At 45.6% G+C, this 24791-nt stretch carries 13 protein-coding genes; 6 read left to right on the top strand and 7 right to left on the bottom strand.

All coding sequences use genetic code 11. The annotated features are described in order from the left end of the window. Window positions 1-80 precede the first annotated feature (80 nt). The 5 genes from RB622_RS01715 to RB622_RS01695 all read left to right on the top strand — a co-directional run bounded on the left by RB622_RS01715 (window position 81) and on the right by RB622_RS01695 (window position 10126). Entirely contained in the window at window positions 81-3419 is a 3339-nt protein-coding gene (locus RB622_RS01715) for a TonB-dependent receptor (protein WP_308044759.1), read from the top strand. 22 nt (window positions 3420-3441) lie between these two features. Beyond that, window positions 3442-4989 (top strand): RagB/SusD family nutrient uptake outer membrane protein, encoded by a 1548-nt coding sequence (locus tag RB622_RS01710; RefSeq protein ID WP_308044758.1) that lies wholly within the window; start codon window positions 3442-3444, stop codon window positions 4987-4989. A 375-nt stretch (window positions 4990-5364) separates the two neighbouring features. Beyond that, window positions 5365-6204 carry a LytTR family DNA-binding domain-containing protein gene (locus tag RB622_RS01705; protein WP_308044757.1) on the top strand — a complete coding sequence of 280 codons (840 nt, stop codon included), beginning with the start codon at window positions 5365-5367 and terminating at the stop codon, window positions 6202-6204. A gap of 157 nt (window positions 6205-6361) precedes the next feature. Continuing rightward, on the top strand, window positions 6362-8722 hold the full coding sequence (locus RB622_RS01700; protein WP_308044756.1) for a TonB-dependent receptor: 2361 nt from the start codon (window positions 6362-6364) through the stop codon (window positions 8720-8722). A gap of 159 nt (window positions 8723-8881) precedes the next feature. Next, window positions 8882-10126 (top strand): hypothetical protein, encoded by a 1245-nt coding sequence (locus RB622_RS01695; protein ID WP_308044755.1) that lies wholly within the window; start codon window positions 8882-8884, stop codon window positions 10124-10126. A 396-nt stretch (window positions 10127-10522) separates the two neighbouring features. On the opposite strand, the gene RB622_RS01690 is transcribed toward RB622_RS01695, so the two are convergent. From RB622_RS01690 to RB622_RS01660, 7 genes are all read right to left on the bottom strand, one after another. Further along, on the bottom strand, window positions 10523-11749 hold the full coding sequence (locus tag RB622_RS01690) for a polysaccharide deacetylase family protein (RefSeq protein WP_308044754.1): 1227 nt from the start codon (window positions 11747-11749) through the stop codon (window positions 10523-10525). Window positions 11750-11783: 34 nt separating this feature from the next. After that, window positions 11784-13097 (bottom strand): neutral/alkaline non-lysosomal ceramidase N-terminal domain-containing protein, encoded by a 1314-nt coding sequence (locus RB622_RS01685; protein ID WP_308044753.1) that lies wholly within the window; start codon window positions 13095-13097, stop codon window positions 11784-11786. A gap of 9 nt (window positions 13098-13106) precedes the next feature. Further along, window positions 13107-16130: a PVC-type heme-binding CxxCH protein gene (locus RB622_RS01680; RefSeq protein WP_308044752.1), complete on the bottom strand. Its 3024-nt coding sequence runs from the start codon at window positions 16128-16130 to the stop codon at window positions 13107-13109. Window positions 16131-16182: 52 nt separating this feature from the next. Then, window positions 16183-17832, bottom strand: a complete 1650-nt coding sequence (locus RB622_RS01675) for a RagB/SusD family nutrient uptake outer membrane protein (RefSeq protein WP_308044751.1) — start codon at window positions 17830-17832, stop codon at window positions 16183-16185. Between the two features lie 20 nt (window positions 17833-17852). Then, window positions 17853-21203 (bottom strand): TonB-dependent receptor, encoded by a 3351-nt coding sequence (locus RB622_RS01670; protein WP_308044750.1) that lies wholly within the window; start codon window positions 21201-21203, stop codon window positions 17853-17855. A gap of 218 nt (window positions 21204-21421) precedes the next feature. Further along, on the bottom strand, window positions 21422-22549 hold the full coding sequence (locus RB622_RS01665) for a FecR family protein (protein WP_308044749.1): 1128 nt from the start codon (window positions 22547-22549) through the stop codon (window positions 21422-21424). Between the two features lie 100 nt (window positions 22550-22649). Beyond that, window positions 22650-23207 carry a sigma-70 family RNA polymerase sigma factor gene (locus tag RB622_RS01660; RefSeq protein WP_308044748.1) on the bottom strand — a complete coding sequence of 186 codons (558 nt, stop codon included), beginning with the start codon at window positions 23205-23207 and terminating at the stop codon, window positions 22650-22652. Between the two features lie 325 nt (window positions 23208-23532). On the opposite strand from RB622_RS01660, the gene RB622_RS01655 reads away from it, so the two are divergent. After that, window positions 23533-24564, top strand: coding sequence for an LLM class flavin-dependent oxidoreductase (locus tag RB622_RS01655; protein ID WP_308044747.1), 1032 nt, complete (start codon window positions 23533-23535; stop codon window positions 24562-24564). The last annotated feature ends 227 nt before the right edge of the window (window positions 24565-24791 follow it).

Here is a 24791-nt window from a genome sequence, read left to right as displayed (position 1 = left end):
GCATTTAAATCGACTAATGATCTAAAAGGTGTAAAAAAATGAAAAAAAGACTAGAAATCATAGAGTCTTGTTGGCTTCTTATGAGAATATCATCTTTACAAATAGTTATCGCGCTTATCGCCTGTACTTATTCTTACGGTGGTAAAACGCATGCCCAGGAGCTTTTGCTTAGGAAAGTTTCGGTTGTGGCCCAGCAAAAAACGATACGATCCGTACTGACGGAGCTCGGAATTTCTCAAAATATTAAATTCGTATATAGTAAAGAGTTACTTCCGGTTGAACGAAAGGTTACATTTTCTGCCCATGATAAAATGATGGCGGAGGTTCTGGATCAGCTGTTTAGTCCGGATAACATTTCTTATAAAATTGTCAGAAACCGGGTTATTCTCAGGCCCGCTTCTCCGCAGTCGTCGGGCAGTGCCATACGGGATAATGGCACGCAGATAAACCAGGGTCAAAATGCCGCGGATAAGCGTGTAAAGGGAATCGTGACTTCGGATACCAGGGAAGTCCTGCCGGGCGTAAACATTTCCATAAAGGGAACAACCCGGGGAACTTCTTCAGACGCCAATGGTGCTTATGCGCTGGATGTCCCGGAGGGTGCGATTTTGGTATTCTCTTTCGTTGGCCATGTGACGCAGGAGGTAAAAGTCGGTGACGCGACGGAGATCAATGTCAATTTGTTGTTGGACAACAAAGCGCTGGATGAGGTGGTTGTGGTGGGTTATAATTCGCAAAGTAAACGCAATCTGATCAGTGCCGTTTCAACTGTTTCGGGAGAAGCCATAACCAAGCGGGTCGCAACAAACCCGGTTAGTTTGCTGCAAGGGCAGCTGCCGGGGCTTCAGGTGATACAGAATTCGGGAGAGCCTGGCAACGAGGGTATTCAGTTGCGTGTAAGAGGCACGGGCACATTTAGTAACGCCGGGAATGAACCTCTGGTCATTGTAGATGGGTTGCCTGGTAATCTGGCTATTTTAAACCCAAATAATATAGAATCCATTACCGTACTGAAAGATGCAGCTTCCGCAGCGATTTACGGTGCCAGGGGAGCTAACGGTGTTATTGTGGTCAAAACGAAAAATGGAAATGGCGGTGGTTTTGCCTTTGGATACGGCTTTAATATTGGTATTTCCAATCCAACCCAAATCCCGAAGACCATTACGAATTCTGCTGAATTTATGGAGCTATCCAACGAAGCCCGGACAAATTCGAATTTACAGCCGCTGTATACGCAGGATCAGATTAATTTGTATAAAAATGCGACCGACCGGGTTAAATACCCTAATCACAATTGGCTGGACGATCTTTTCAAACCTGCTTACGTTAAAAACCACTTTCTGAATATGTCGGGTGGAAGTAAGGATGGGACTACTTTTAATGTCGGTTTGGGAATAACAGACCAGCCTGGCGTTATGATCGGGTTCAGCTACAAAAAATACACCATGAACCTGGGGCTGTCTTCCAAAATTCATAAACGTGTTACGCTGGGAACAAATCTGCAATTCCGTTATGGGGATCAGCAGGCGCCCAGCAATGGGAGTACCGATATGTTTTTATCAACCATGGCGCAGTCGCCGCTTTACCCTCCGAAAACGGCTGATGGAAAATGGATCAAGAGAGCTTTTCCTAATGAACAGGGAAACAAAAATACCATCGCTACGGTCGAGGAGAAATCCATTCAATATACGAAAGACTACTACGCACAGGGAAATATGTCGCTGGATGTAGATGTACTGGATGGTCTCAGATGGGAAAATAAGGCGGGATTTAATTATCAAAATGTCAAATCGAGCACTTTCAGACCCGTAGTGCCGATGTATTACTTCAATGATATGAGCTCGGCAGGATTGCTTGATGTGGGTACTCCCGGATTTAATGTGCGGCGCGATGATTTGATGTATAGCGTTTTTTATAGTCAGCTTAATTACCACAAGACTTTTGGCGACCATGCAATTGCCATTCTCGGCGGATATCAGCAGGAAAAGAATCAGACAAGTAGGCTACTGGCATCGAGACGGCAATATCCGACCAATCTTTTAACAGAATTAGACGCAGGACCCGCCGATGGACAAACCAATGCAGGCACTTCCGAGCGGTGGGCTATTCATTCGGCGTACGCCACCGCCAATTACAGTTTGAAAGATAAATACTTGCTGGGCGGAAGTATCCGGTACGACGGTACGTCCCGTCTACCATCCGATACGCGCTGGGGGCTGTTTTATTCTTTCTCGGGAGGCTGGCGGATATCGAAGGAGCGCTTTTTGCAAAATGCCAACTGGCTTAATGACATGAAGATACGGGCCTCTTATGGTCAGCTGGGCAATCAGAACATTGGCACTTACCCTTATCAGGCAACTTTGAGCAATACCAATTATGCTTTTGGCGGAACAACTTCCACAGGGTTTGCCGCACGGTCTATTGTGGACCCGAATCTTACCTGGGAAACGACACGCTCGGTTAATGCAGGAGTGGATTTGACAGCTTTCAATAACAAAGTCACCTTCTCGGCCGATGTTTTTAATAAGTATACTTTTGACATTCTGCGCAGTTCGCAAGTACCGCTGTGGCTGGGTCTGGATGCGCCTACGATCAATAATGGTGCTGTAAGAAACAAAGGAATTGAACTTAATGTGGCCTATGCAGACCGCACTGCTCGTGGGTTCTCATATAACTTCGGGGTGAATTTGCAGGCTTATAAAAACATTCTGGAAAAATTCGGAAAAAAGGAGATTATTGACAATTCAATTCGGGAGGAAGGTCATGCCCTGGATGAGTTTTATGTCTACATCTGGGATGGAATTTTTCAGAGCCAGGATGAAATAAACGTCTCTCCAAAACAACCTGTTACGCCTACACCGGGTGATCTTAAAATTAAGGACGTCAACAAGGATGGTGTTATTGATGACAAAGACCGCACCTATCAGAAAGGCAAGTATCCGGCCATGCAGCTTGGGATAAATTTATCTGCCGATTGGAAAGGATTTGATATGTCGGCCCAGGTTTTCGGCTCGATCGGACAAAAGATCTATGTAAGAGGATGGGGGATTGAGCCTTTCAGACAGGGATCTGTACCGACGACAGACTGGCGCGACCGGTGGACGCCTTCCAATCACAGCAATTCGATGCCGAAGATCTACGTCGCCGACGGTTATGCCCCCGTTCAGAACTACAATTCGACGTATTTCCTGAAAAATGCCTCATTTGTCCGTTTAAAGAATATTCAGCTGGGTTATACGATACCTAAAAGTGTAATCAACAAGATCAGAATCAAATCGATCAGGTTTTTTGCATCTGCCGATAATGTGTTGACTGCCAGTAAATATCCCGGACTTGATCCTGAAAGAGTGAATAGCGGAAACTACCTGGCTTATCCTCAAAACAGGACGTATACATTTGGTGTTAACGCGCAATTTTAATAGGACCTAAAATATTGAGAATATGAAAAATTTACTAAAATATACTGTTTTAACGTTCCTGATACTTATTGTTTCCGTCACCTCCTGCACCAACGATCTGGATGTGGTTCCGCCAGATAAGCTGTCGGCTTCTATTTTCTGGAAATCAGAAGCGGATGCTGACCTGGCTTTGACCGGTCTGTATAATTTTTTGTATGCCCCGGGTGGTGGTTATGCAACGTCTCAGTATCAGGTGTTTGCATGGGATAATTTCAGCGACGATTCCTATGGACAATACAATTATGGCGGTGGTACCAGTGCGCTTTCATCGGGAATTACAGCGCAATCGGGTGACTTTGTTTATAGCTATTATGCCAACAATTACAAGGCAATTGCGGCGATAAACACGTTTTTGGCAAATGTAGGGAAGGTATTGAAAGGAGATAAACTTAATCAGTATCAGGGGGAAGCGTATTTTTTACGTGCGTTCAATTACTTCTGGCTGGCGCAGCTTTATGGAAATGTGGTTATCACAACAGAAGATCCGTTCGGCATTGATTTTAAATCTACAAAAGCAAAATCCGAAAAGGCAGAGGTGTTGAAACTGATTGAAGAGGATCTTGCCAAAGCAATCGCTTCTTTGCCCGACAAGGCCTATAAAGATGGGCATGTCGTTAAAAGTTCGGCCCAGGGATATCTTGTAAGGGTATTGTTGTATGAGAAAAAATATGCGGAGGCAGCGGCCCTGGCAAAGCAGATTATTGCGGGGAATAAGTATGCGCTGTCAACCAGCTATGCGGGGAATTTCTTCAAGCCCGATCAAAACAGCAGCACGGAAATCATGTTTTCAGTAAAGTATCTTCAGCCGAATTTGCAGCATCAGGATGTTGCGTTGGGGGTATCCCTTCAGCGCTGGAAGGGTGAACAGGGAACGCAGGATCTGATTAACGAATATGAGGCTATTGACGGCAAGGATATTGGAACTTCTGCCGTTTATGATCCGAAAAATCCGTTTGACAAAAGGGATCCACGTATGCGACTTACCTTCTTTTTTCCCGGCGATACGAAGGAGCAGGGGTGGCCATTCACCGGGGATTTGTCGGTGGCAACGCCTGGGAAAGATAGCTGGACGAACGGTTTTTATGCGGTGAAAAAATGGCTTGATCCATCGCTAGTCAACCCGGATTACGGCGCGATTGATGAGGGCGATTTTGTTTTGCTGCGTTATGCGGATATTTTACTCATGTACGCAGAAGCTGAGAACGAAGCCAGTGGGCCATCAAATGCAATGGACGCAGTCAATCAGGTTAGGGCCAGGGCGGGTATGCCAGCGCTTGCCACGGGACTTTCACAAGCGGATATGAGAGAAAAGATCCGACATGAAAGGCGGGTGGAATTTGCCCTTGAGGGACAGCGTTATTTTGATTTGAGAAGATGGGGAATTGCGACGAAAAAGCTAAACGGATTTATTCAGAATCCTCTGGCACCTACTGTAAAGAGCAAATACGAAGATAAATTTGAGTTCTGGCCAATTCCACAAACGGAAATTGATCGTAACGCACCGGTATTGAAACAGAATCCGGGTTATTGACGGTCGAAAATCTTTCAACTTTCACCTTAAACATGTTTTCATGTTTAAGGTGAAAGTTTAGATCCATATGCGAAGCGTTTAGGTTTCATTTGAATTGTGTAAGTAGTAGTGAAAAATTAGTTTATATTATTGATTTTTATAATAAGCTATTAATCATCCGGTTACTGAGCTAATCGCATATAGCTAATTGCCAACAGCTACTTAAATTGAAGTCGTTAAACTTCAAGACAAACCCGAAGGGATGCCATTATAGTAGAAAATGCTGGCAAATTTCAGTTGATAAGTGTTTTTACCAGGAAGTTCCCGTTTTAACATCGAAGTGCTATCTTTGCGAATCCATGCGCTGTGGAGTGTCCTTGTTTAATGCCTGGTTAAATGATTACAAAGTACGTCACGTGGATGGACAAAAGGTATCCACAGAATTATCTGATCCAGAGACCGGTGCATGGTTCGGTTCTCATGGCCTTTTACAGCTTCCTGTTTGTTATAATTTACAAGCCATTCGATCTTAATCCCAGCGGCAGGCTGAGTTTTGAGGCCACGATGGCACTATATGTGTTGGCTATGATACTGCCGCATATTTTGCTGGTTTACGTATTGAGGCGAATCTCGTTATTCTCAAGTCCGGATCAATGGACTGTAAAAAAGGAATTTTTGGCGATTTTGTTAATCCTTGGCGGATTGAGCGTTTTTATATATGGATTTGGCTTTTTGATGGAGGATCCGGTCAACCGGTTTAACCTTGACACTTTTATGGGCTCCTGCAAGATTGTTTTTCTAACCTGTGCTATTTTGTATGGGTTTTTAGCATTCATTAACTTCAGGGCTCTTGGTGCTGCGCCGGTAAACAGCGATGGCAATGAACAGATCGTGCAGATCAAATCCAAACTGAAAGGTGAGACGCTGACACTCTCCGTTGGGGACCTTATTTATGTGGAATCCGACGGAAACTATGTCGTTTTTCACTTATTGCAGGACGGACAGACCCGAAAAGAAATCATTCGAAACTCAATCAGTGAAGTAGAACAAATGCTCAATGGAATTCCATTTATTGTCAGGACCCACCGGGCGTTCATTGTCAATATGATGAAAATCAATAAGTATAATGGGAATTCTTCTGGCTATCGGTTACAGCTCGAGGGAACCACTGAGGAAATCCCGGTATCCCGAAGCAACATTGAAAAATTTGATCGTCTGTACTTGTCAAACCGCTAGTCATTCGTCACAAAATGTTACATTTCATACCAAAAATGGCTGCACAATAATGCATTGACGTCAAATGCTGGTCAAGTATCCCACACTGTTGCCGCATTAAGATACATTCTCTCCCTTTGTGTCCGATTATCAATTTACCTCGGATAAAAGGACGCATATGTATTTCATTTTTAAACTATCTCAGCCATTTGTTTGGGCTTTATTTTTTTTACTGACCGTGCATTGCGCACTGGCGCAGCAAACCTGGAAAGGCTCGGTCAAGGGCGTTTTAATCGAAGAGGACGCTCCAAATCCGATTCCCTTTATCAATGTAACCCTATACAACCGGACAGATTCAATGCCTTTGGGTGGGACGCAAAGTTTACAAGACGGGCGGTTCGTGTTGTCTGGTATTCTAAGGGGCAGGTACATGCTGCGGTTTACGTCGGTAGCCTATACAGAGAAGCGTGTTGAAATTGAATTGGCGCATGAGCAGGTGCTGGATCTGGACACCATATTGCTGTCGTATGGGCAGTCGGGTTTACAAGAGGTAACAATTCGGGGGGTGCGCGAAAAGGCGAAATCGGAGGTCGACAAAACAGTATTTCAAATCAGCAGCAAGATGCTCGATGTTGCTTCAACCGGTGTAGACTTGCTTAAATTACTGCCGGGATTCAGTATTGACCTCATGCAAAATATCAGTTTGGAAGGAAGCGATAATGTAATCTTCCTGGTGAATGGTATGGAGCGGGACGGAAAATATCTCAATCAATTACAGGCAGCGGACATCGATAAAATTGAAATAATGGCAAGTCCGCCGACCCGGTACGAGGGTGGTGCATCCAGGGTGGTCAATGTGATTCTCAAAAGTGACAAACAAAGGGGAATGGCCGTAAACGTCAATTTTGAAGCGCCTACTTCCGTGAAACAGATATACACTTTTCCTTCGGCCCGGCTTAGTTATGGCCGGGATAAAATCGATATGTTTGTGTCATACAATGGGTCTTTGGGGTATTTCGACATTCTGGAAGAAAGTCAAAGGGAAATTGATACCCCCGATGGCGAGAGGAGAATTACGTCATACCGAAAGGAAAGGCAAAAAAACTGGTCGCACCGCTTTCAGTATGGTGTTGACTACGCGCTAAACAAGCGGAATTCAATTACTTTGTATGGCTATTTTAACCCGTACTCCCAACAGCTGGACGGTTACGCTGAAACACTTTATGAAGGACCAGCCAAAAAAACATGGAATACCCGAAAAGAAGATGACGACAAGAATCTTGGCAGTTTTTACGCGCTGTTTTATAAGGGTAATCCGGGAAAACGCGAAGGGAGCGAGTTCACCGTCGATGGCAGCCTGTATGGCCTGCGGGCAAAAAATCAGAATGTATTTACAGACATTGCAATAGGCAGTACACAAATCAATTTGATTCAGCCGCTGCAAAACTCATACAACCTCAGGGCCGATTATACCATCCCAATGTATAAGAACCTAAGAATCGTAACTGGTTTTCAGGTCAAACGGCATCGATTTGCGGATAGAAATGCAAGCAGCTTTACTTACCTAAGTGACAGCCAGGCATTACACGGGAGTGTCAGGTTCTCAAAAGGGAAATTCACAACTGATGTGGCTATACGTGTTGAAAGAGCGACACTTGGTTTGGAAACTGCCAAATCCCGGATATTTACGAACTTCCTGCCCAATCTAGCCTTTCAATACCAACTTGCGGAAGGAAGGAGCTTAAAGGCTACCTACCAAAAATCGCTCGAATATCCCGGATTGTATCAGCTCAACCCATATGTCGTCATGGAAGATCCATATACTTACCGCAGCGGAAATCCATTGATGGGGCCGGTTGATATCCGTAATGCAGGAGTGGAATACAGCCGTGGTATCGGTAAAAGCTGGATCGCCTTTCGCACTTTTTATCACAGCAGAACAGATGTTATCAATGAACTAGCCCGCGTAGATGAAAATGAAAAATTGTATACGCAACTTTTTAATGCAGGGAGAATCCAGCAGTATGGCGGCCAGCTGACGGGTACATTTTCGATCGGTCAGGCCATACAAATGCAAAGCTATTTGAAACTATTCCGGGTATTTACCCGGGCAAGCAGCCTTGCCCGCTATCATGACCTGGAAAACCAGCAAAAAACAGCGTATGAAATCGCCCTGTCAGGTAACGCCTCCTTGCCGTATGGGTTTGTAATATCCGCTCAGTTCACCTACAACAGCCCTGTCCCGGAAATGCAGAAAATTGTTTTTGCAGATCCGCTGTATTTTATTTCCTTCCAAAAAACTTTTTCCAAAGCACTCAGGACCGGCTTAACATTCGCTTTTCCATTCGGCAGAACTTTTACTTTTCAAGGCGAAAGGATTTCTTCCGGAACCTTCTCTGGTCGCTCGAAGAAAGTCATACAGTTATCAGCACTTCCCGTATTTTTGAAAGTCACCTACAATTTCAATAAAGGCGGCAAACGAAAGGATATGGGCAGTGCCAAAGAAAATATGGATGCCAAACGAAGCAAGGGCTTTTAACTACGGGGCCGTGCGGATTGCTCCGTAGCAGCGGGTTGGTTTAAAGGTTTTTAAATTCGATAAAAAAAATTGCCAGAGCTTAGGAAATTATCTTTGAAAATCATTTACTTTGTATTGCAAAGTACTTTTTATTTATCAGGTAAACGTATTTACTGTTTTATGAAAGACGAAATCCTATCAAATCTCGACAATCCCGGAAACCTTGAGCGGTTGTATCGGAGAGACAAACCAACTTTTAAGCGCGCATTTAAATCTTTGTATCCTGAGCTTAAGGACAATACCCTTGCCGGATTTTGGAATGAGCGCCTCAACTTCGGCAGCGAAGACGTTTTCTGGGGGAGCAGTAAGGACCTGGCATTTGTAATCATTGCTTCTTTTCTGGCAGCTATGATCGCAAAGTTGCCGAAATTTTTATCGATTGACGAAGACTATTTCTTTCTTCGAAACATCGGTTTTATCACCTTTCCCCTGTTATCGACCTACTTTGCCTGGAAAAATAAATTATCAACTGGTAAAATTGTGTTTATAGCCGGTTCCACGCTCGCCAGTGCGATTTTTATCAATTTCCTTCCCGATGTTAAGACGAGTGATACGTTAACTTTATCGTGCATGCATTTACTCTTATTTCTATGGGCAATATTGGGTTTTGCTTTTGCCGGTGAAAAAGGAAACAATGCGGAGAAACGGCTTGGTTATTTAAGGTATAACGGCGACCTGATCGTGATGACAACGCTCATTCTGATATCCGGCGGAATCATGACGGCTATCACCATTAATCTTTTCAAGCTGATCGGTTTCGAAATCGAAAAATTTTATTTCGATTATGTTGGCATTTTCGGACTGACCGCTGCACCAATCGTGGGCACTTATCTTACACAGACCAATCCCCAGTTAGTCGGTAAAGTTTCGCCGGTGATCGCTAAAATATTCAGTCCGTTGGTTTTAGTGATGCTGACCATTTATCTGGTGGCCATGGTTTACTCAGGCAAGGATCCCTATAATGACCGGGAATTTTTACAGATTTTTAATGGGTTGTTAATTGGTGTTATGGCCATTATTTTCTTTTCTGTGGCCGAAACCTCGAAGACAACGGAAAATCGGGCAGGGACCTGGGTGCTGTTTCTTTTATCTGTTGTAACGGTAATTGTAAGCGGTATTGCGTTGTCCGCGATTTTGTTCAGGATTTCAGCCTGGGGCATTACGCCGAACAGAGCTGCGGTTTTAGGCGGCAATGCTTTAATTTTAATAAACCTGCTGCTGGTCACTGCACAGCTTTTCAAAGTACTTTCAAAAAAGGCTGAGTTAGCCAGCGTGGGAAAGGTTATTTCAGCCTATCTGCCCATTTATGTTATCTGGACCATTATCGTGACTTTTATATTTCCGTTGCTGTTTTCGTTCAAGTAAAGAAAATTGTGGGCAATGCGATTTTTATCATTAAAGTTGGTCGAGCTTGTGGATAATCCCGAAGGGATGGTATTATTGTAGAAAATGCGTGCAAATATTCAGGTCATAACCCTGAAAGGGTGATATAACCATTTCAGAAACCGAATTTACAACAACAAAAAACTTTTTCCGTGGCTAATTACAACGAATCTGGCACCCGGACGGGGTTTGGTGGAACGACCTGACATTTACTTTCTACAATAATACCATCCCTCCTGGATTTTTGGGGACTAATAGATTTTTTGTAACGCTATTGGCGGGCCACCCAGGTTATCGTATGAAGGCAAGGGATGAAATTTTAATGGTAACGATGGTATTAAATTTACGACGGTTTCATTGATCAAACCGTCATAAACTTCATTTGGCCAAAACAAGTTTAATCGCTCTCAGATCCAGCAAAGCGCCTTCCTTAAACTTTGCGTTAGGCCGAAATACAACTTTTTGCTTTCCCGGGGTTAGCTGAATCTGCCCGATGGTTTTTTTTCTGAAAGTTTCCCAGGAACCTGTTTTTTCAACCTTTCCGTCGAATTTTATTCCGGATGCTTCCAGTGTAAAGGGTTTTCCCGCTTCCTTATCATCTACGGACCAGTCAAGCTGGATTTCGTACTTTCCAGCTTTATTGACCTCTACGTCCCATTCAACACGGTCATCCGAAGTGAACCATCCGAAAGCCTTCCAGTCGGGCATGTACTGGATTTTTGGACCGATGCCCTTTCCTTTGTTCGCGCTCAAAATAATTTCGTTAGCGCTGTTGGAGCCAACCATCTCCGGAATGTTGATCGTGTCGCGGGCCGCTTTTACATAGGCGGCTACCTCACCAACGGGGGCGATCCAAATACCGTTGGCGGGATCTTTCGCGTATTCGCAGAGCCTACGCAACACATCCAGTCGTGTCGTTTGTGGGCCTGAGGTTGCGGTTTCATGTCCTGCCAGAACGAGCCATTGACCACCCTTTTTTGCGTCATTGATGGTATTCAGTATTTGCTCAAAATTCTTTCCGTCCATTTCCATGCCGGTAAGTTGTGCCATATCGCAATAGGCGGGGTCAACCGGCGCCTCATCCAGCCAGCCACGGCCAGCCAGGAAAAGGTCAGAAACCAACGGTACAAAACTCTGCGTATTTTTTCCACGGCCGATGAAAGTTTGGCCGCAGGGGTAGGCATAGGTGGTAGGTGTGACCCCGAGCATTTCTTTAATTTGTCTGTTGGTTTCCAGCAATTCTTCCCGCATTTTTTCCAACGTGTAGTTTTCCAGTGGATTTCCCCGCGCCCAGACAAAATTGCCGCTGCAGGCGTGATTAATGGAATGATTTCCCATTTCATGACCTTTTGCTACCGCTTTTTTCCAGCCTTCCAGACGCTTTTTTGCACTGCCAGGGACCAGGTAAAAAGTGGCTTTTACATCATATTCGTCCAGTAATGCAGTTCCGCCCTCGACATTGCTGATTCTGGCGTCATCAAAACTTAAACTGATTGCCATTTTTTTGCCGTTTGGCCAGGAAAAAGGATGCTTTTGGGCCAATGCCTTTTGGGCAGGATTACAGATTAGCAACGGGAATGCGATAAGGCCGAGAAAACGCTTCATATTTATAATTTTGGTTTCAGGTTTAAAAGGATGATTAGTGTCCGCTGCGCATTTCACTCTGCAGATAATTGGAAACGGCTTCCGTCAGGGATTTTGCAGCACCCGGCGCATAAGGTGAAACGGTAGGTTCGTATCCGCCGTATTTCAACTCTTCTTCGGCAAGCAAATAGCCGAGCCAACCATTGGTGTATCCGAAATAAAACGTATAGGGAAATGGTGAGCGGTCGCGTATCTCGTTTGATATCTCACAAAACAATTCAAGCGGTGCGCTCCAGATCGCTACGTCGTCATTAATTTTAAGAAAGCGGACGGGTAATTTCACCATGTTCGTACCAGCTTTTGTCGTGCGGGTGTAGCTGTCCAGATCATCCGGCCAGCCTAAACCTTCTTTTCTTGGGATCTCAACAATGGTCCCGGATGCTTTCAGGGTAACTTCATTGGTTGTTGCACCGATCTTTTTACTGGCATCAAGAATCTTTTCACCCAGCATCGCTTTGAACTGGTTTAAACGCCCAGCTCCGGGGCTTGGGTAAACACTGTAAATAGGAGCGATGTTGCCAGCCGCCCCGTTGATGTAAAGGAGGGGGGCTCCGGTCTTTTCTTCCACATATTCTGATACGATTCCGGGGCCGTCTCCGCTGATCAACAGGTTTTCACCGCTCATGACGGTGCCATGCATGGCGTAGTTGGCAACCAGGGCCATGAGGCTGCCGTCGGCCTTTTCAAGTCGCATCATACCAATCCGCCGATCGACCGGGCCGTCAGGATTCATACCCAGACTCGTTTTGCCGTCGATACCTCGCGCACGGCGGTTGATATTTGCATTGGACAATCCCCAACCCATGCCCAGTTTGGCGGGAGCAAGATTTTTCTTCGCATCCCTTATACCGTCTATGATCTTCTGTTCAACCAAATCGGTATATTTTGCGTCAAAGTCGTGCTTGTAGCGGTCACCGAGGAAAACGGAGGGCAAGCCAGCCGGACCTACTTCCGGCGCCGAATGGGTATGCGTAGCTGACCACCAAATATGCATTGGATTGATTCCAAGTTCTTTTTGTAACCTGGCAGCCAGTTTGTCGTATTGAGACGGTGAAATGAGACAGATATCGGTGGAGATCAGGTAAAACTGTGTTTTGCCATCGTCCATTGCTACAATTCGGTGGTAAATCTTGTCGTGTACACCCGTTGATTTTCTTGCGTGGTAGCCAAGTAGTTGCTGCGCGTTATCAGGGGTAATATCTACCTTGACCACAGATGCCCGGAAGCGCTGCGCCACTGACACGTCTGGCAGGATTGTAATTGCGAAAAGGAAACAAAAAAACAGGCTCCGAAATGAAAGTTTTTGCATAGCTATATCTTATTTGGGTTGTTTGATGTAGGCCAGTAAGTCGGCCATGGCCTGTTGGTCAATTTCAGCTTCCAGTCCGGCTGGCATACTGGACATGCCCAGGGCTTTCAGGGATTTAATTTCTTTACGGGCAATTACCGTTTTATGGCCGCCATAATTGCTCATCGTGATGGCGGTAGGCGTTTCGGCTGAAATCAGTCCTTGTACGGATTCGCCAGATTTCAGTTCAATAATCCAGATATCATAACCATCGGCAATGGAAAGGTTGGGATCCAGAATATCCCCAACGATCGACTCCGGCCGACGGTTACGGATTGTGCCAAGGTCAGGCCCGAAAGAAACACCTTCACTTCCACCGATCTGGTGACATACCGAGCAATTTTTTTGGTAGACCTGTTTTCCTGACGATGCATTGCCCGTAAGTGTCAATGCGTCGTTGTACTTTTTAATAACTGTACCTCTGGCATCGTCTTTTTTTGTCAGCAATACCCGCGATCTGTTTCTAAGTGCTTCATTTGCCTGCGCCATAAGTCCCACACTGCGTGGCCAGCCGATCGTTTCCTGCTGAATTTTTCCTGATTCAACACCATCAAGCAACAACTTAATCCGTTTGTCATTGACCATGAAGGTATTGATGGCCGCATCGCGCAGTTCAGGCGTGAGCGATGACCATTGTTCCAAAAGAAAATTACTCACGGTTTCATCCGGAATGGAACTTAGTGTTTTCAGCGCAGTGAGCTGAATGGACTTTGGCTCCTTGGGCGTAATCAGTTTTTTAAGGATCTGCGCATATTTTGACGGATTATCCAATGAAAGGAATTGAATGGCATCCGTTCTCCGGTCAGGTGCTGCGGTTGGGTCGGCGGCTACCTTTGCCGACCGCTGCATAGCCAGTTTTGACGCAGTATTTTGCGGTAATCCTGTTTTTTTTAGCAGTTTCAAACTGGACTCACGCAAAGCTGCGGAACGGTTAGTAAGTGCGGCCTGCAACAGCAGGGTTTTCATCTCCCCGAGTGCGGCAGGATTGGTGGGCTTGTTCATACTTTGCGCTAGTCCTTGCAATACCGCGGGCTGCCAGTCGGATTTACCGTTTGTTACTCCCTGAACGGCCAAAGCATTTTTTACCAGATTTTTAATGGCAATCGTGTCTCCGCTGGCACCGGTCATCGTGCTGAGGCGCTCGGCCAGGGAGGCATAGGCTGAAACCCCAGACTTGTAATTTTTCAATACGGCGTCCATCAAAGCGCCATCGCTCGCGTTGGCCGCCGATAGTGCCGCTATTTGTATCCAGGGGTCGTTTAAGTCTTTAAAAAGTATGGCCTGGCGTGCCTGAGCAGCTTGCGGTGTATTCACAAAACCCAAAGTACACAGGAGCTGAAAACGAACTTTTGCATTGCCGTCATTTTTTAATTTCAATAGCTTTTCAACAAGCTCGGGCGAGCTGTCCAGAAAAAGTTCGGCCAGTTTGACGGCATTTTCTCGCACACCGGCTTCCTTGTCATCCAGACTGGTGATGATGTGTTTACTGTTTAGTTTATCCATTCCTTCCAGCGTCCAAAGGGCATGAAGCCTCCCGACGGGAGAAGAAGGGTTAACCGCCATTTGTTCCAGCGCTGGAACTGCGTTCAGGGCTTTGCGATCCAAAAGCAACCGTTGCGCATTTTTTCTCCACCAGATGTTGGGATTTGCCAGCTGCTTCACCAGCTCATCATCCGAGGCGTCGCCTAATTTTAAACCGGCAGTCCAGGCAGCCTTTCCGGTTCCTTTGGGCGTGATCCGATAAATTCTGCCTTTATCCACCCCGTTGTATAACGCTCCGGATTTGATTACATCGTCGGCCATCCATTCCGGGTGTTCGATGATCTGCCGGTAATAATCCACCACATACAAAGCACCGTCGGGTCCCACATACATGTTCACAGGTCTGAACCAGGAATCTGTTGATGCCAGAAATTCTTTATCCTTATAAAGTCGGCCGGCCGTAAAACTGGCGCCTTTGTCCCGGACAATATCGGCGTGAACAATGTTACTCACAGGCTCCGCAACGAATGTGACGCTGTCAAAAGGGGAGGGGAATAGCCCCCCCTGATAACTGGTAATTCCGCAGGCGGAAGTGAAGACACCCACGTCTGTCAAAAGCTGATGCAGCGGGTTTTTGGTGATTGGAAAGACCTCAGACGAATGATCCGAAATTGTTTGGGTCACATTGGAAACCAACAGGTTGGGGTTTCGATTAAGGTATCTTGAGGCAATTACTTCATGATAGCCCGGATTGGCATTGCTGACCAGGAGATAACGTCCCCAGGTATCGAATGTGTGCCCAAACTGCGTATAGCTCGAAAGGATTTCCAGATCTTGTTTACCCGGTTTGAAACGGACACCCCTTCCCAGTGCATTCTGGGGGAGTTTTTTGCCGTCTTTAATTTGGGGATAAAAGATCTCACCACCGCGGTCTCCAAACTCTTCCTGGAAAACCTTAGCTGTTACTGCGGGTTCGTGTCCCAGGTAAATCCAGTTGTCTATTCCCAGCAGCGGATTGTTGAAATTATGCTGTGGGTTGGACATTGCGAAGCCTGTCAGCAGCGTGTCCCTTATATCCGACTTGCCATCTCCGTCGCTGTCTTCCAGATAGAGTACGTTTGGGGGATCGGTTACGATAATTCCCTTTTTCCATCGCATGATACCTGTTGGAAGCACCAGTCCTTCGGCAAACACAGTTGTTTTGTCCATTTTGCCATCACCGTCGGAATCCGCCAGCAGCCTGACTTTTCCAGTACCGCTTTTGTCCAATGGATAGCCGTGCATTTCCACGACATACATTCGGCCGTACTCATCAATTTCCATGGCCACTGGGTCCGATAGGAGCGGTTCGCTGGCTACCAGCTCGATTTGGAAACCATCGGGTAGCTGAAATGTGCTGAGGGCCTTTTCAGGTGGCACTTCACTGGAAACAGGTTTGGTCCGTAGGCCGGCACTTGTTGTTACCAGCAGTATCGGCATTAAGCAAAAGCCAAGAAATTTTAAAACAGACATTGGTGTATTTTTGTAAAATGAAATACAGATTTCATTTTCGATTTATATTGACTTAATAATTAGGGTTTTGTGTCAGTTTTGAATTGCGGTCAATGGCTGACTGCGGAACAGGGAAAACATAGTTTTTTTCAGCAAAGAAAGTTCTTGATCCGTCGGGTGCAGGTACCACCTTGTAATTCCATTTTCCGCTCGTCTGTTCGATAACCATCGCGTGAAGCGTCCCATTCAGGTTTTTTTCTGCCAGTTTCAAACGCATCAGGTCGTACCATCTTTTTTCTTCAAAAGCCAGTTCTACACGACGCTCTCTGTAAATGGCCACCCGCATTTGTTCCTGGGTAAGCCCTGTTTTCAGTGCCGGCAGTTCGGATCTTGCTCTTACCTTATTCACCGCTTCGTACACGGAGGCATCGGGGCCGGTTGCTTCGTTTTGTGCTTCTGCATAGTTTAAAAGCACTTCGGCATAACGAAAAATAACAAAGTTGGCACTGCTTAACCTGTGGTCACCGTTAACCGCGTATTTGGGATCCAACCCCTTCTTAAGATAATAACCTGTATTGGTTGCTTCATTGGTATTACTCAAATCTGTTGCATTACGACTACCGACACCTTGTTTCATGATCATTTCTTTGTCCAGCCAGGATGCGCCGTCATAGATAACGGATTGATAAAACCTCTTTTCCCGGTTTGTATAGGGTTTCTGTGGATCATAACCCGAAGCAGGGTCGGAAATTGAAAGTCCGTTGGCCATCGCATATTCGTCAACGAGCTCTTGAGTTGGGTTTACGCCACCATAGGCATGCTGGATACCGCCGACAATCCATGGCCCCTGCAAACCTTCTCTGCCGCCACCGAGTGATGTTCCGCCGAGATACTGCTTGGCGAAAATGATTTCATTGTTGTTGTTATTGGCTTCCAGTAACATGGTTTCATAATTTGGGAACAGAGAATAGGTTGCCTGGTCGATCACTTTTTTACTGGTCTGTGCCGCTTTCAGCCACTTGGCCTTGTCGTTGGTTGGGTTGTAGAGCGGACTGGCCTGATAAAGTTCACAAAATCCCTGTAAAGTCAGTGCGGCTCCTTTGGATGCCCTGCCTGCCTGCACCGTTTCCGGTAAATCATTGGCAATGGCCGCACACTCGGATACAATAAACTGGTAGGTTTCCTCTGCGGTATTTCGGGCACGGAAAATTTCATCTCCCTGCTCATTTTGGTTCAGCACATTGTCGATGATGGGAACGCCCCCATAATTTGTCCAGAGCAGCATGTAATAATAAGCCCTTACAAACCGTGCCTCTGCCAGCCTCACTTTTTTCCAGGGTTCAGGAAGTTGAGAAGCCGTGACTTTTTCAATAAACAAATTGCAAGCCCTGATGTTGGTAAACCTGCCCCAGGCACTGGGCGCGTTGCTGGGCGTATATACCGAGTTGGCATAAAGTGTCCGGCTGGTCTGGCCGTTCACACCGTTCATGGCATTGTCTGTGAAATTTTCACCCGGGTCAAAAGTGTTGAACGGACCGGGAATGCCTGAATAGACATTGTTCAGGAAAAGGTCTGCATTACCCGTTGTTTGCCACAGGGTAGCGTCAGAAACCTGTTCTCTGGATTCAACTTCCAGAAAATCAGAGCAGGAGAGTTGTGTCAATAACAAACATACTAAAATGGCTTTCCCACTGTACTTGCGTATAATTCCGATGTTGATCATGATGTAGTGATTTAGCGGGTTTAAAACGTAATGTTCAGACCTATTGAAGTTACTTTTTGCTGCGGGTAATTCCATCCCCGGCTGTGCCCCACCTCCGGATCAAAATTTCGCAGTGTTGTCCAGGTAAGCATATTCTGGGCGGATACGTAAAATCTGGTACTTTGTGTTTTGATTTTCTTGCTGATTGCGGCAGGCAGCGTGTAAGAGATCGTCGCGCTTTTTAGTCTCAGGTAACTTGCATTGCCCATCCAGAAGCTCGACTTCTGCGTATTGTTGGTGGTAGGAGCCGCCGTTATTCTAGGATTTTTAGCATTACGGTTTTCGGGTGTCCAGTAATCCATGTGGTCCGTGAAGGCGCCCATTCCATTGAAAAATGCCCAGCCAGCGTCCATTTCATAATAGAAATTTGTTTTTGCAGCGCCCTGGAAAAGCAGGTCGAGATTAAAGTTTTTGTAACGCACACCCGGTGAAATTCCATAAATAATTCGCGGACTGGATACAGGGTCTCCAATGGTTGTTATATCGTCATCATTGATTTTACCATCGGCATTCATGTCCTGGTAACGGATATCGCCCGGCTGTACTTTTCCCCAAGGCTGAACGGCAAAGTCCGACCTGAGCTTTCCCGATTCATCAAAATCTTCAACCTGAAAAAAGCCTAATGCGTGGAAACCATATTGGGTGCCTAAGGGGCGGCCGGTAACTCTTCTGTTGGGATTGTTAAAAGTGGTAGCCGTTTCAAAAACCTGTAATACCTTATTCTTTGCATAGGTCAGATTGCCCGATAAAGAAATTTGCAGATCATTTGAAATACGATAATTTGAACCCAGAGAAAGATCAAAACCACGGTTGTCCATAATCCCGTTATTGACCTGACTCAGGCCGATTCCATATTCCAAAGGAAGAATGACGTCAGGATTAACGAGCATATTGGAGCGTTTTTCGTAAAAATAATCCACTTCAAAATTCAGAAGTCCGCGCCACAAGGTGCCTTCCAGGCCAACATCCGTTTTCCGGGCTCTTTCCCAGGTAATGTTCGGGTTGGATTGATTTCTTTCACGGACAGCCTGCACGGCATTTCCGCCAATAACATAAGCCGGGCCAGCTACACTGTATGTGCTAAGGTATTGGAACGGGCTTCCTGCCAGGGCGCCCACTTCACCGTAGGATGCCCTTAGTTTTAGATTATCAAGCCAGTTTGCTTTCCCTTTTAAAAAGGGTTCTTCCGATAGTCGCCATCCCACCGAAAATGCGGGGAAAAAGCCAAATCGTTGTTCTGGTGAAAAATAATAGCTTCCGTCGTACCGGCCACTGGCTTCCAAAAGATACTTGTCGGCGTAATCATAGGTCACACGGTACACCACGCCAAGCTGCCTTGCAGAAGAGGAGGTTCCGCTGGTGGTCATGTCGGCATTGCTGGAACTGCCCATATTGATTTCGTCGATCGTAAGATTGTAGTTCCGGCGTGAAGCGGCAAGGCTTCTGCCGTCGTTTGCCTTTGCTTCAAACAACCCCAGAACACCAATATTGTTCTTGCCGAATGAACGGTTATAATTTAATCCGGCCTGATACGTCAATTGATGATAGTTGGAGATACTTTCGTTCAGCGAAGGCAGGGGCTGGCCAAAAATACCGTCGGTAATGACATAGGGTTTTTGGGTGGTATTGATAGAAGCCATATGAACAGGTAACACCCATGTTTTACTCATGTCCGTGGTCGGGTCATAAGCCACAGTTGCTTTCAGATTCAACCCAGGAATGAAAGTCACCTGCTGCTCAATGGAAAGCTGTGAGTAGATGCTTGTCGTTTTATCACGTTGATAACCACTATTGAGAATGCTCCCTGTAACATACGAACCATTCATGCCGTTACTGAAAAACAAGGGGCCGTTCTGCGGATGCGCGTAATGAAGCAGTTCGAAAATCCGGGGGGTACTGATGGAGGGATAGAGCGATTTCTGCACACGGCCATTTACATTCAGGGAGACTTTTGTAGAATTTGTAACATTGGCATCCAGGTTGAGCGCCAGGTTATAACGGTTGGTATTTGTGGATTGCCACATACCGCCCTGATGCATGTAGCCGACACTGGCATAGTAGGAAACACGCTCGGCACCACCTGAAAGTTCAATATTATGGGTTGTGATGACAGAATTCTTAGCGATCAGTTCTTTTCGGACATCATGACTTGGATAGGCATCTTTGTCTGAACCGTCGAGGAACTTCTGAAGGGCCTCATCTGAGTAGGGTTTAGGTAAATTGGCAGCTGCTGCTGCCGCATTTTTCAATAGACCGAACTGGTGGGCACTTACGTAATCGGGCAGGACTGTCGGATTCTGAAAACCTACATAGCCATTGTACGTGAGACTTGGCGTGCCCTTTTTTCCTCTTTTGGTGGTTACAAGCACCACACCGTTTGCACCTGCTACGCCATACGGGGCAACTGCTGCTGCATCTTTTAATACCGTGAACGATTCAATGGTGTTGGGGTCGAGGTGCTGGAAACTACGCGGGATATTGTCGACAATTAGGAGGGGCTGATTGGCTCCGGTTGAAGAAATACCTCTGATAAAAATGCTGGAACCATCCCTTCCAGGCTCTCCGGAACCTTGTTTTACAATGACACCCGACAATCTTCCTCCAAGGCTGTTCGTCAGATTGGTAACCGGAATGGCTGCTACTTCATCGCCCTTCAGTGTGGAAACTGCCGCAGTGACCGATGTTTTTTTCTGAACGCCATAACCCACCACCACCATCTCCGACAGCGATTTAATATCTGCCGTCATTTGCAGGTTAACAGTGGCTTTGTCCACAGAGATCTCTTTGCTTTGGTACCCCACAAAGCTGAAAATAAGTGTCACAGCACCCTCCGGTACAGTTAGTTTGTAATGGCCGTCACCATCCGTACTGGTCCCCTGATTACTTCCTTTGATCATGATGCTCACACCCGGCAATGCTTCACCACGTTCATCTGTAACGCGTCCGCTCACGGATTTATCGATCATGTTTTGTATCTGCGACTGGTCATTTTTTCCGGGTTGGGATATCGGGGACGAGTTGCTTAAAATGACCTGTTTTCCGGTCACGTCGTAAGAAATTTGCATGGGCGTGAGCAATTGCTTCAGAACTTCTCCTAAAGTTACATCCTTTACGGAAAGGGTAACGGGCCTACTCGATTCGATAACCTGCGGACTATACGAAAAATGTATACCTGTGGCCTTTTCTATTTCTTTTAATACCACTTTTATTTTTCTCTCCTTTACATCCAGAGAAAGACGCCGGTTGAGCAATTCCTGTGCAGCCAGGTCATTTGCCCACGAAACTCCGAAAAATGCGCAAAACATAAATATTTGCACCAATGAGATTTTCATAAATAGGAATAGTAAATTTCTGGCATGTTCCATATTTTTGATTGTTTGTTCGTAATTGTTGAAAGATTCGGACATAAGGCTCCCTATCAGTCTGGCAAGGCTGTTATAGAAAAGGAAGTCTGGGCCAACGATGGAGCAAGCATCGTTGGCCTTTTTTGGTGGGTTACTTTAAGTTGGTTTTTTCATTGGGCAGTGATTAAATTAAGGGTTTAGCAATATTAATTTTTTGTGTTACTACAACCTTTGGCGGTAATAATGATCTGCGCATCGACGATTTCATAGGTAGCCCCGATGGACCGGCAGATGATATCCAGCTTGCCTCTAAGCGGTTCTTCGGCAAGATTCGCGGTCAGATCGCAGCTTTGCAGCAGTTCGTTGCTGAAAACAATGTCCACACCGTAAGCAGCCCCGACATTTTTTAAAACCTGCGTGACCGGTGTTTCATCGTATACAAACTGATCGGTAGTTGGTGTCAGAAGTAAGGCAGGTTTTTCTACAAGCGTTTTATTAAATTGTTCTCCGGTTCTTTTAAATATCACCTGCTGATTTGGCATAAGTAACACGCCCGCTTTTTCCGAACTGGGGTTGGGACTGTTCACATATTCCTTCTCCTGGTACACTGATACTTGCCCGCTTTGGACTTTAACGACAACGTCTTTGTCTTTTTCGAAAGCACTTACTTCAAAACGGGTGCCCAGTACCTTCGTGATAATTTCGTTTGCGTACACTAAAAATGGTCTTTCAGGATTTTTACGCACATCGAAAACAGCTTTCCCTGTCAGGTATACGTTTCTGTTGTCATTTCCATAGGTTGTCGGGTAACTCATTTTACTGGCAGGGAAAAGCAGAACCTCGGAGCTGTCGGGCAGGTAAATCAGTTTAGGTTCCTTTTGTGAATTGACTTGTTCAATGAGCGTATTCCGGAGTTCTGAGGTTTGCTGCTGATAAATTGAATCCCCGGAAATACTGTAAAGACTCAGCCAGTATCCCAGACCTATGACCGCCAAGGCGATGCAGGCAGCCAGTAAACGACTTTGCTTCCAGATCGTTGCAGGTATTACTTTTGCCTGGCGGATTTCTTCCAAATAATTGGTTTCCCTTATTCTTTTGAGCAGTTCTTCCTCTGCTTCCTTGGAAAGGTATGTGCGGGTATAGTCTGTCAATCCCAGTTGGACTGCTTCCACAAGCTTGCGTGCTTCCTCCCATTCGGCTATTTTGCCCGGATTGTTAAGGAGCCAGTTATTCCAAAAATGTTCGGATTCGGAAGTCGAAGACAGATAGTGCCGAAGAAATGCCTCATCTGTTGCCAGGTCAATCGTTCCGAAATTTGTATAGTCTGTATTCACCTTTTTTGCTGTTATTTATCAGTAGATAACAAAACAGCCCTGTTCATACTCACCTGGAATTAAAAAATGTATAAAAAGTAGAAAAAAATAGATAATACGGTCAAATAAGCCATTCGCGCAATTTCTGAACGGCGCGATACACCAGATTTTGGGCAGATTGCCGGTTTACATCAAGGATATTGCCAATTTCCTGATAATCCATATTTTCGGTGAAACGGAGCCGGATTGCTTCCTGCTGGCGATGGGGTAGAAGCGCGATTAATTTGCGCATCATTTCCTGCCGATTTTCTGCCTCTTCTTTCTGGACATACAGCTCGTCTATGGAAGGCTCTGACCACAGATCGTCAAATTCTTCCCGGGTCAGGGACGAATGTGGTTTTTCTTGTCGTTGCAAGAGATGTATAATTCTGACTTTTAATGATTTTAAAAGGTAGTAACGAACATTTTCAGGTATAGACAATCGCTCTCTCTTCACCCATATCTCGGTGAAAACATCATGAATACAGTCAAATACAAAGGCCTCGGAAACGGATACAAGGCTCATGCCGTAACGATACATTGCTTTTACATGCAGCCGGTAGAGGCTGGTGTAGGCATCCTCATTTCCTGATTGAAATGCGCTCCATAACTGTTGTTCATCCAAGGGGCCGTTAGTCATTGTTTGACTCTATAAATCGGTAAATTGCAGGATTGTGAATAAGATAAAGTTCCGCTTGCAAAAATGCAAAAATTTATGTCTTGCAATAATACTATTTTTAGTTTACCAATGTATGGATAATCTTTTTCTTAATATTACTATACAAAAGGATACTGGTATCCTTTTGTATAGTAATATATTTTATATAGTTAGTGTAGTTAAATTTGTATCGTCAAAAAAAACGGACAGACTTAGAGAATTTTAACGTTGTTTAGGTCTGATTGCAACAAAAAGTTTGGCCCGGTTTGTGCGCAGACCGGGGTATAATTATAAACAAGTAGATCGTATGGAGATTGGAATAGACAGTTTTGCCTCGGCAATGTTAAGTAATGCAGGCGGAAGCGTGCTCAGTAGCGTAGATGCGATGAGCGAGTTACTGGAACGAATCGAAATTGCCGACCAGGCAGGCCTGCATGTTTTTGGTATCGGTGAACACCACAAAAAAGAGTATCTGGATTCTGCACCGGCTGTTATTCTGGCAGCGGCAGCGGCCCGTACAAAAAAGATAAAGTTAACGAGTGCCGTCACGGTGCTGAGTGCGGCTGATCCTGTAAGGGTTTTTCAAGAGTATGCAACGCTGGATCTGATCTCAAAAGGACGCGCTGAAATGGTGGTGGGGCGTGGTTCTTCGGTCGATGCTTTTCCACTGTTTGGTTTTAACCTTGCAGATTATGACCAGCTCTTCATCGAGAAACTGGAGCTTTTGCTTTCGATCCGCAGCAATGAATTCATTACCTGGTCGGGCAGGTTTCGCCCAACGCTTAATAGCCAGGCTATTTATCCCCGGCCGTTGCAGGAGCAGCTTCCCATCTGGCTTGGTGTGGGAGGAACGCCTGAATCCTTCGCAAGGGCGGGAACGCTTGGCCTGCCGCTTATGGTGGCCGTCATCGGAGGGGAGACCCATCGTTTCGCTCCCTTGGTGGATCTTTACAGGAACGCGGGTAAAAAAGCAGGTTTTTCACCTGAGCAGTTGAAAGTAGGCTTGCACTCATTTGGGTATGTGGCCGAAACCACAGAGCAGGCCATTGATGAGTACTATCCGGGTCACGCGGAAACAATGACCAAAGTTGGCCGGGAACGCGGCTGGCCTCCCGTAACTCGTCAAGGTTTTGATGCCCAAAGAAGTCTTAGGGGAGCGTACGTGATTGGGAATCCCCAGGAAGTTGCTGATAAAATCATCAGGCACAGCCAGGCTTTGGGAGGAATTTCAAGATTTACTTTTCAAATGGATAATGCCGGATTGTCACATGAACAACTGATGCAATCTATAAAGCTGATCGGCAGTCAGGTGATTCCGCTTGTTAATGGGGCAGTTTAAGCCTGGGATAGATCGTGACTTTATAGAGTATAATGAGGGCGTCTCAAATTCGAATTGAGGCGCCCTCTTTGTTTTGTATAGGCTTTCGTGATGTTTTATCTTTTTTAAGCTTCTATCAAAAGCTCAGAGCGTTATCAGATTGAATTATGTAATAACAAGCCCTTCTAAGCAGCTTTTTTTCTAATATTCTGTGCTATTGCAAGCAATCCCCATTCAATTTCGACTTT

Origin of the sequence: Dyadobacter sp. LHD-138 (assembly GCF_030929615.1) — a bacterium.
Taxonomy (GTDB): domain Bacteria; phylum Bacteroidota; class Bacteroidia; order Cytophagales; family Spirosomataceae; genus Dyadobacter.
Note: the sequence above shows the minus strand (reverse complement) of the source record. Positions and strands in the feature narration are given on the sequence as shown.

Excerpts from the sequence above, each read along its gene's own strand:
- RB622_RS01715 (WP_308044759.1), top strand. The coding sequence starts at position 81 with ATGAGAATATCATCTTTACAAATAGTTATCGCGCTTATCGCCTGTACT.
- RB622_RS01710 (WP_308044758.1), top strand. The coding sequence starts at position 3,442 with ATGAAAAATTTACTAAAATATACTGTTTTAACGTTCCTGATACTTATT.
- RB622_RS01705 (WP_308044757.1), top strand. The coding sequence starts at position 5,365 with ATGATTACAAAGTACGTCACGTGGATGGACAAAAGGTATCCACAGAAT.
- RB622_RS01700 (WP_308044756.1), top strand. The coding sequence starts at position 6,362 with ATGTATTTCATTTTTAAACTATCTCAGCCATTTGTTTGGGCTTTATTT.
- RB622_RS01695 (WP_308044755.1), top strand. The coding sequence starts at position 8,882 with ATGAAAGACGAAATCCTATCAAATCTCGACAATCCCGGAAACCTTGAG.
- RB622_RS01690 (WP_308044754.1), bottom strand. The coding sequence starts at position 11,749 with ATGAAGCGTTTTCTCGGCCTTATCGCATTCCCGTTGCTAATCTGTAAT.
- RB622_RS01685 (WP_308044753.1), bottom strand. The coding sequence starts at position 13,097 with ATGCAAAAACTTTCATTTCGGAGCCTGTTTTTTTGTTTCCTTTTCGCA.
- RB622_RS01680 (WP_308044752.1), bottom strand. The coding sequence starts at position 16,130 with ATGTCTGTTTTAAAATTTCTTGGCTTTTGCTTAATGCCGATACTGCTG.
- RB622_RS01675 (WP_308044751.1), bottom strand. The coding sequence starts at position 17,832 with ATGATCAACATCGGAATTATACGCAAGTACAGTGGGAAAGCCATTTTA.
- RB622_RS01670 (WP_308044750.1), bottom strand. The coding sequence starts at position 21,203 with ATGAAAATCTCATTGGTGCAAATATTTATGTTTTGCGCATTTTTCGGA.
- RB622_RS01660 (WP_308044748.1), bottom strand. The coding sequence starts at position 23,207 with ATGACTAACGGCCCCTTGGATGAACAACAGTTATGGAGCGCATTTCAA.
- RB622_RS01655 (WP_308044747.1), top strand. The coding sequence starts at position 23,533 with ATGGAGATTGGAATAGACAGTTTTGCCTCGGCAATGTTAAGTAATGCA.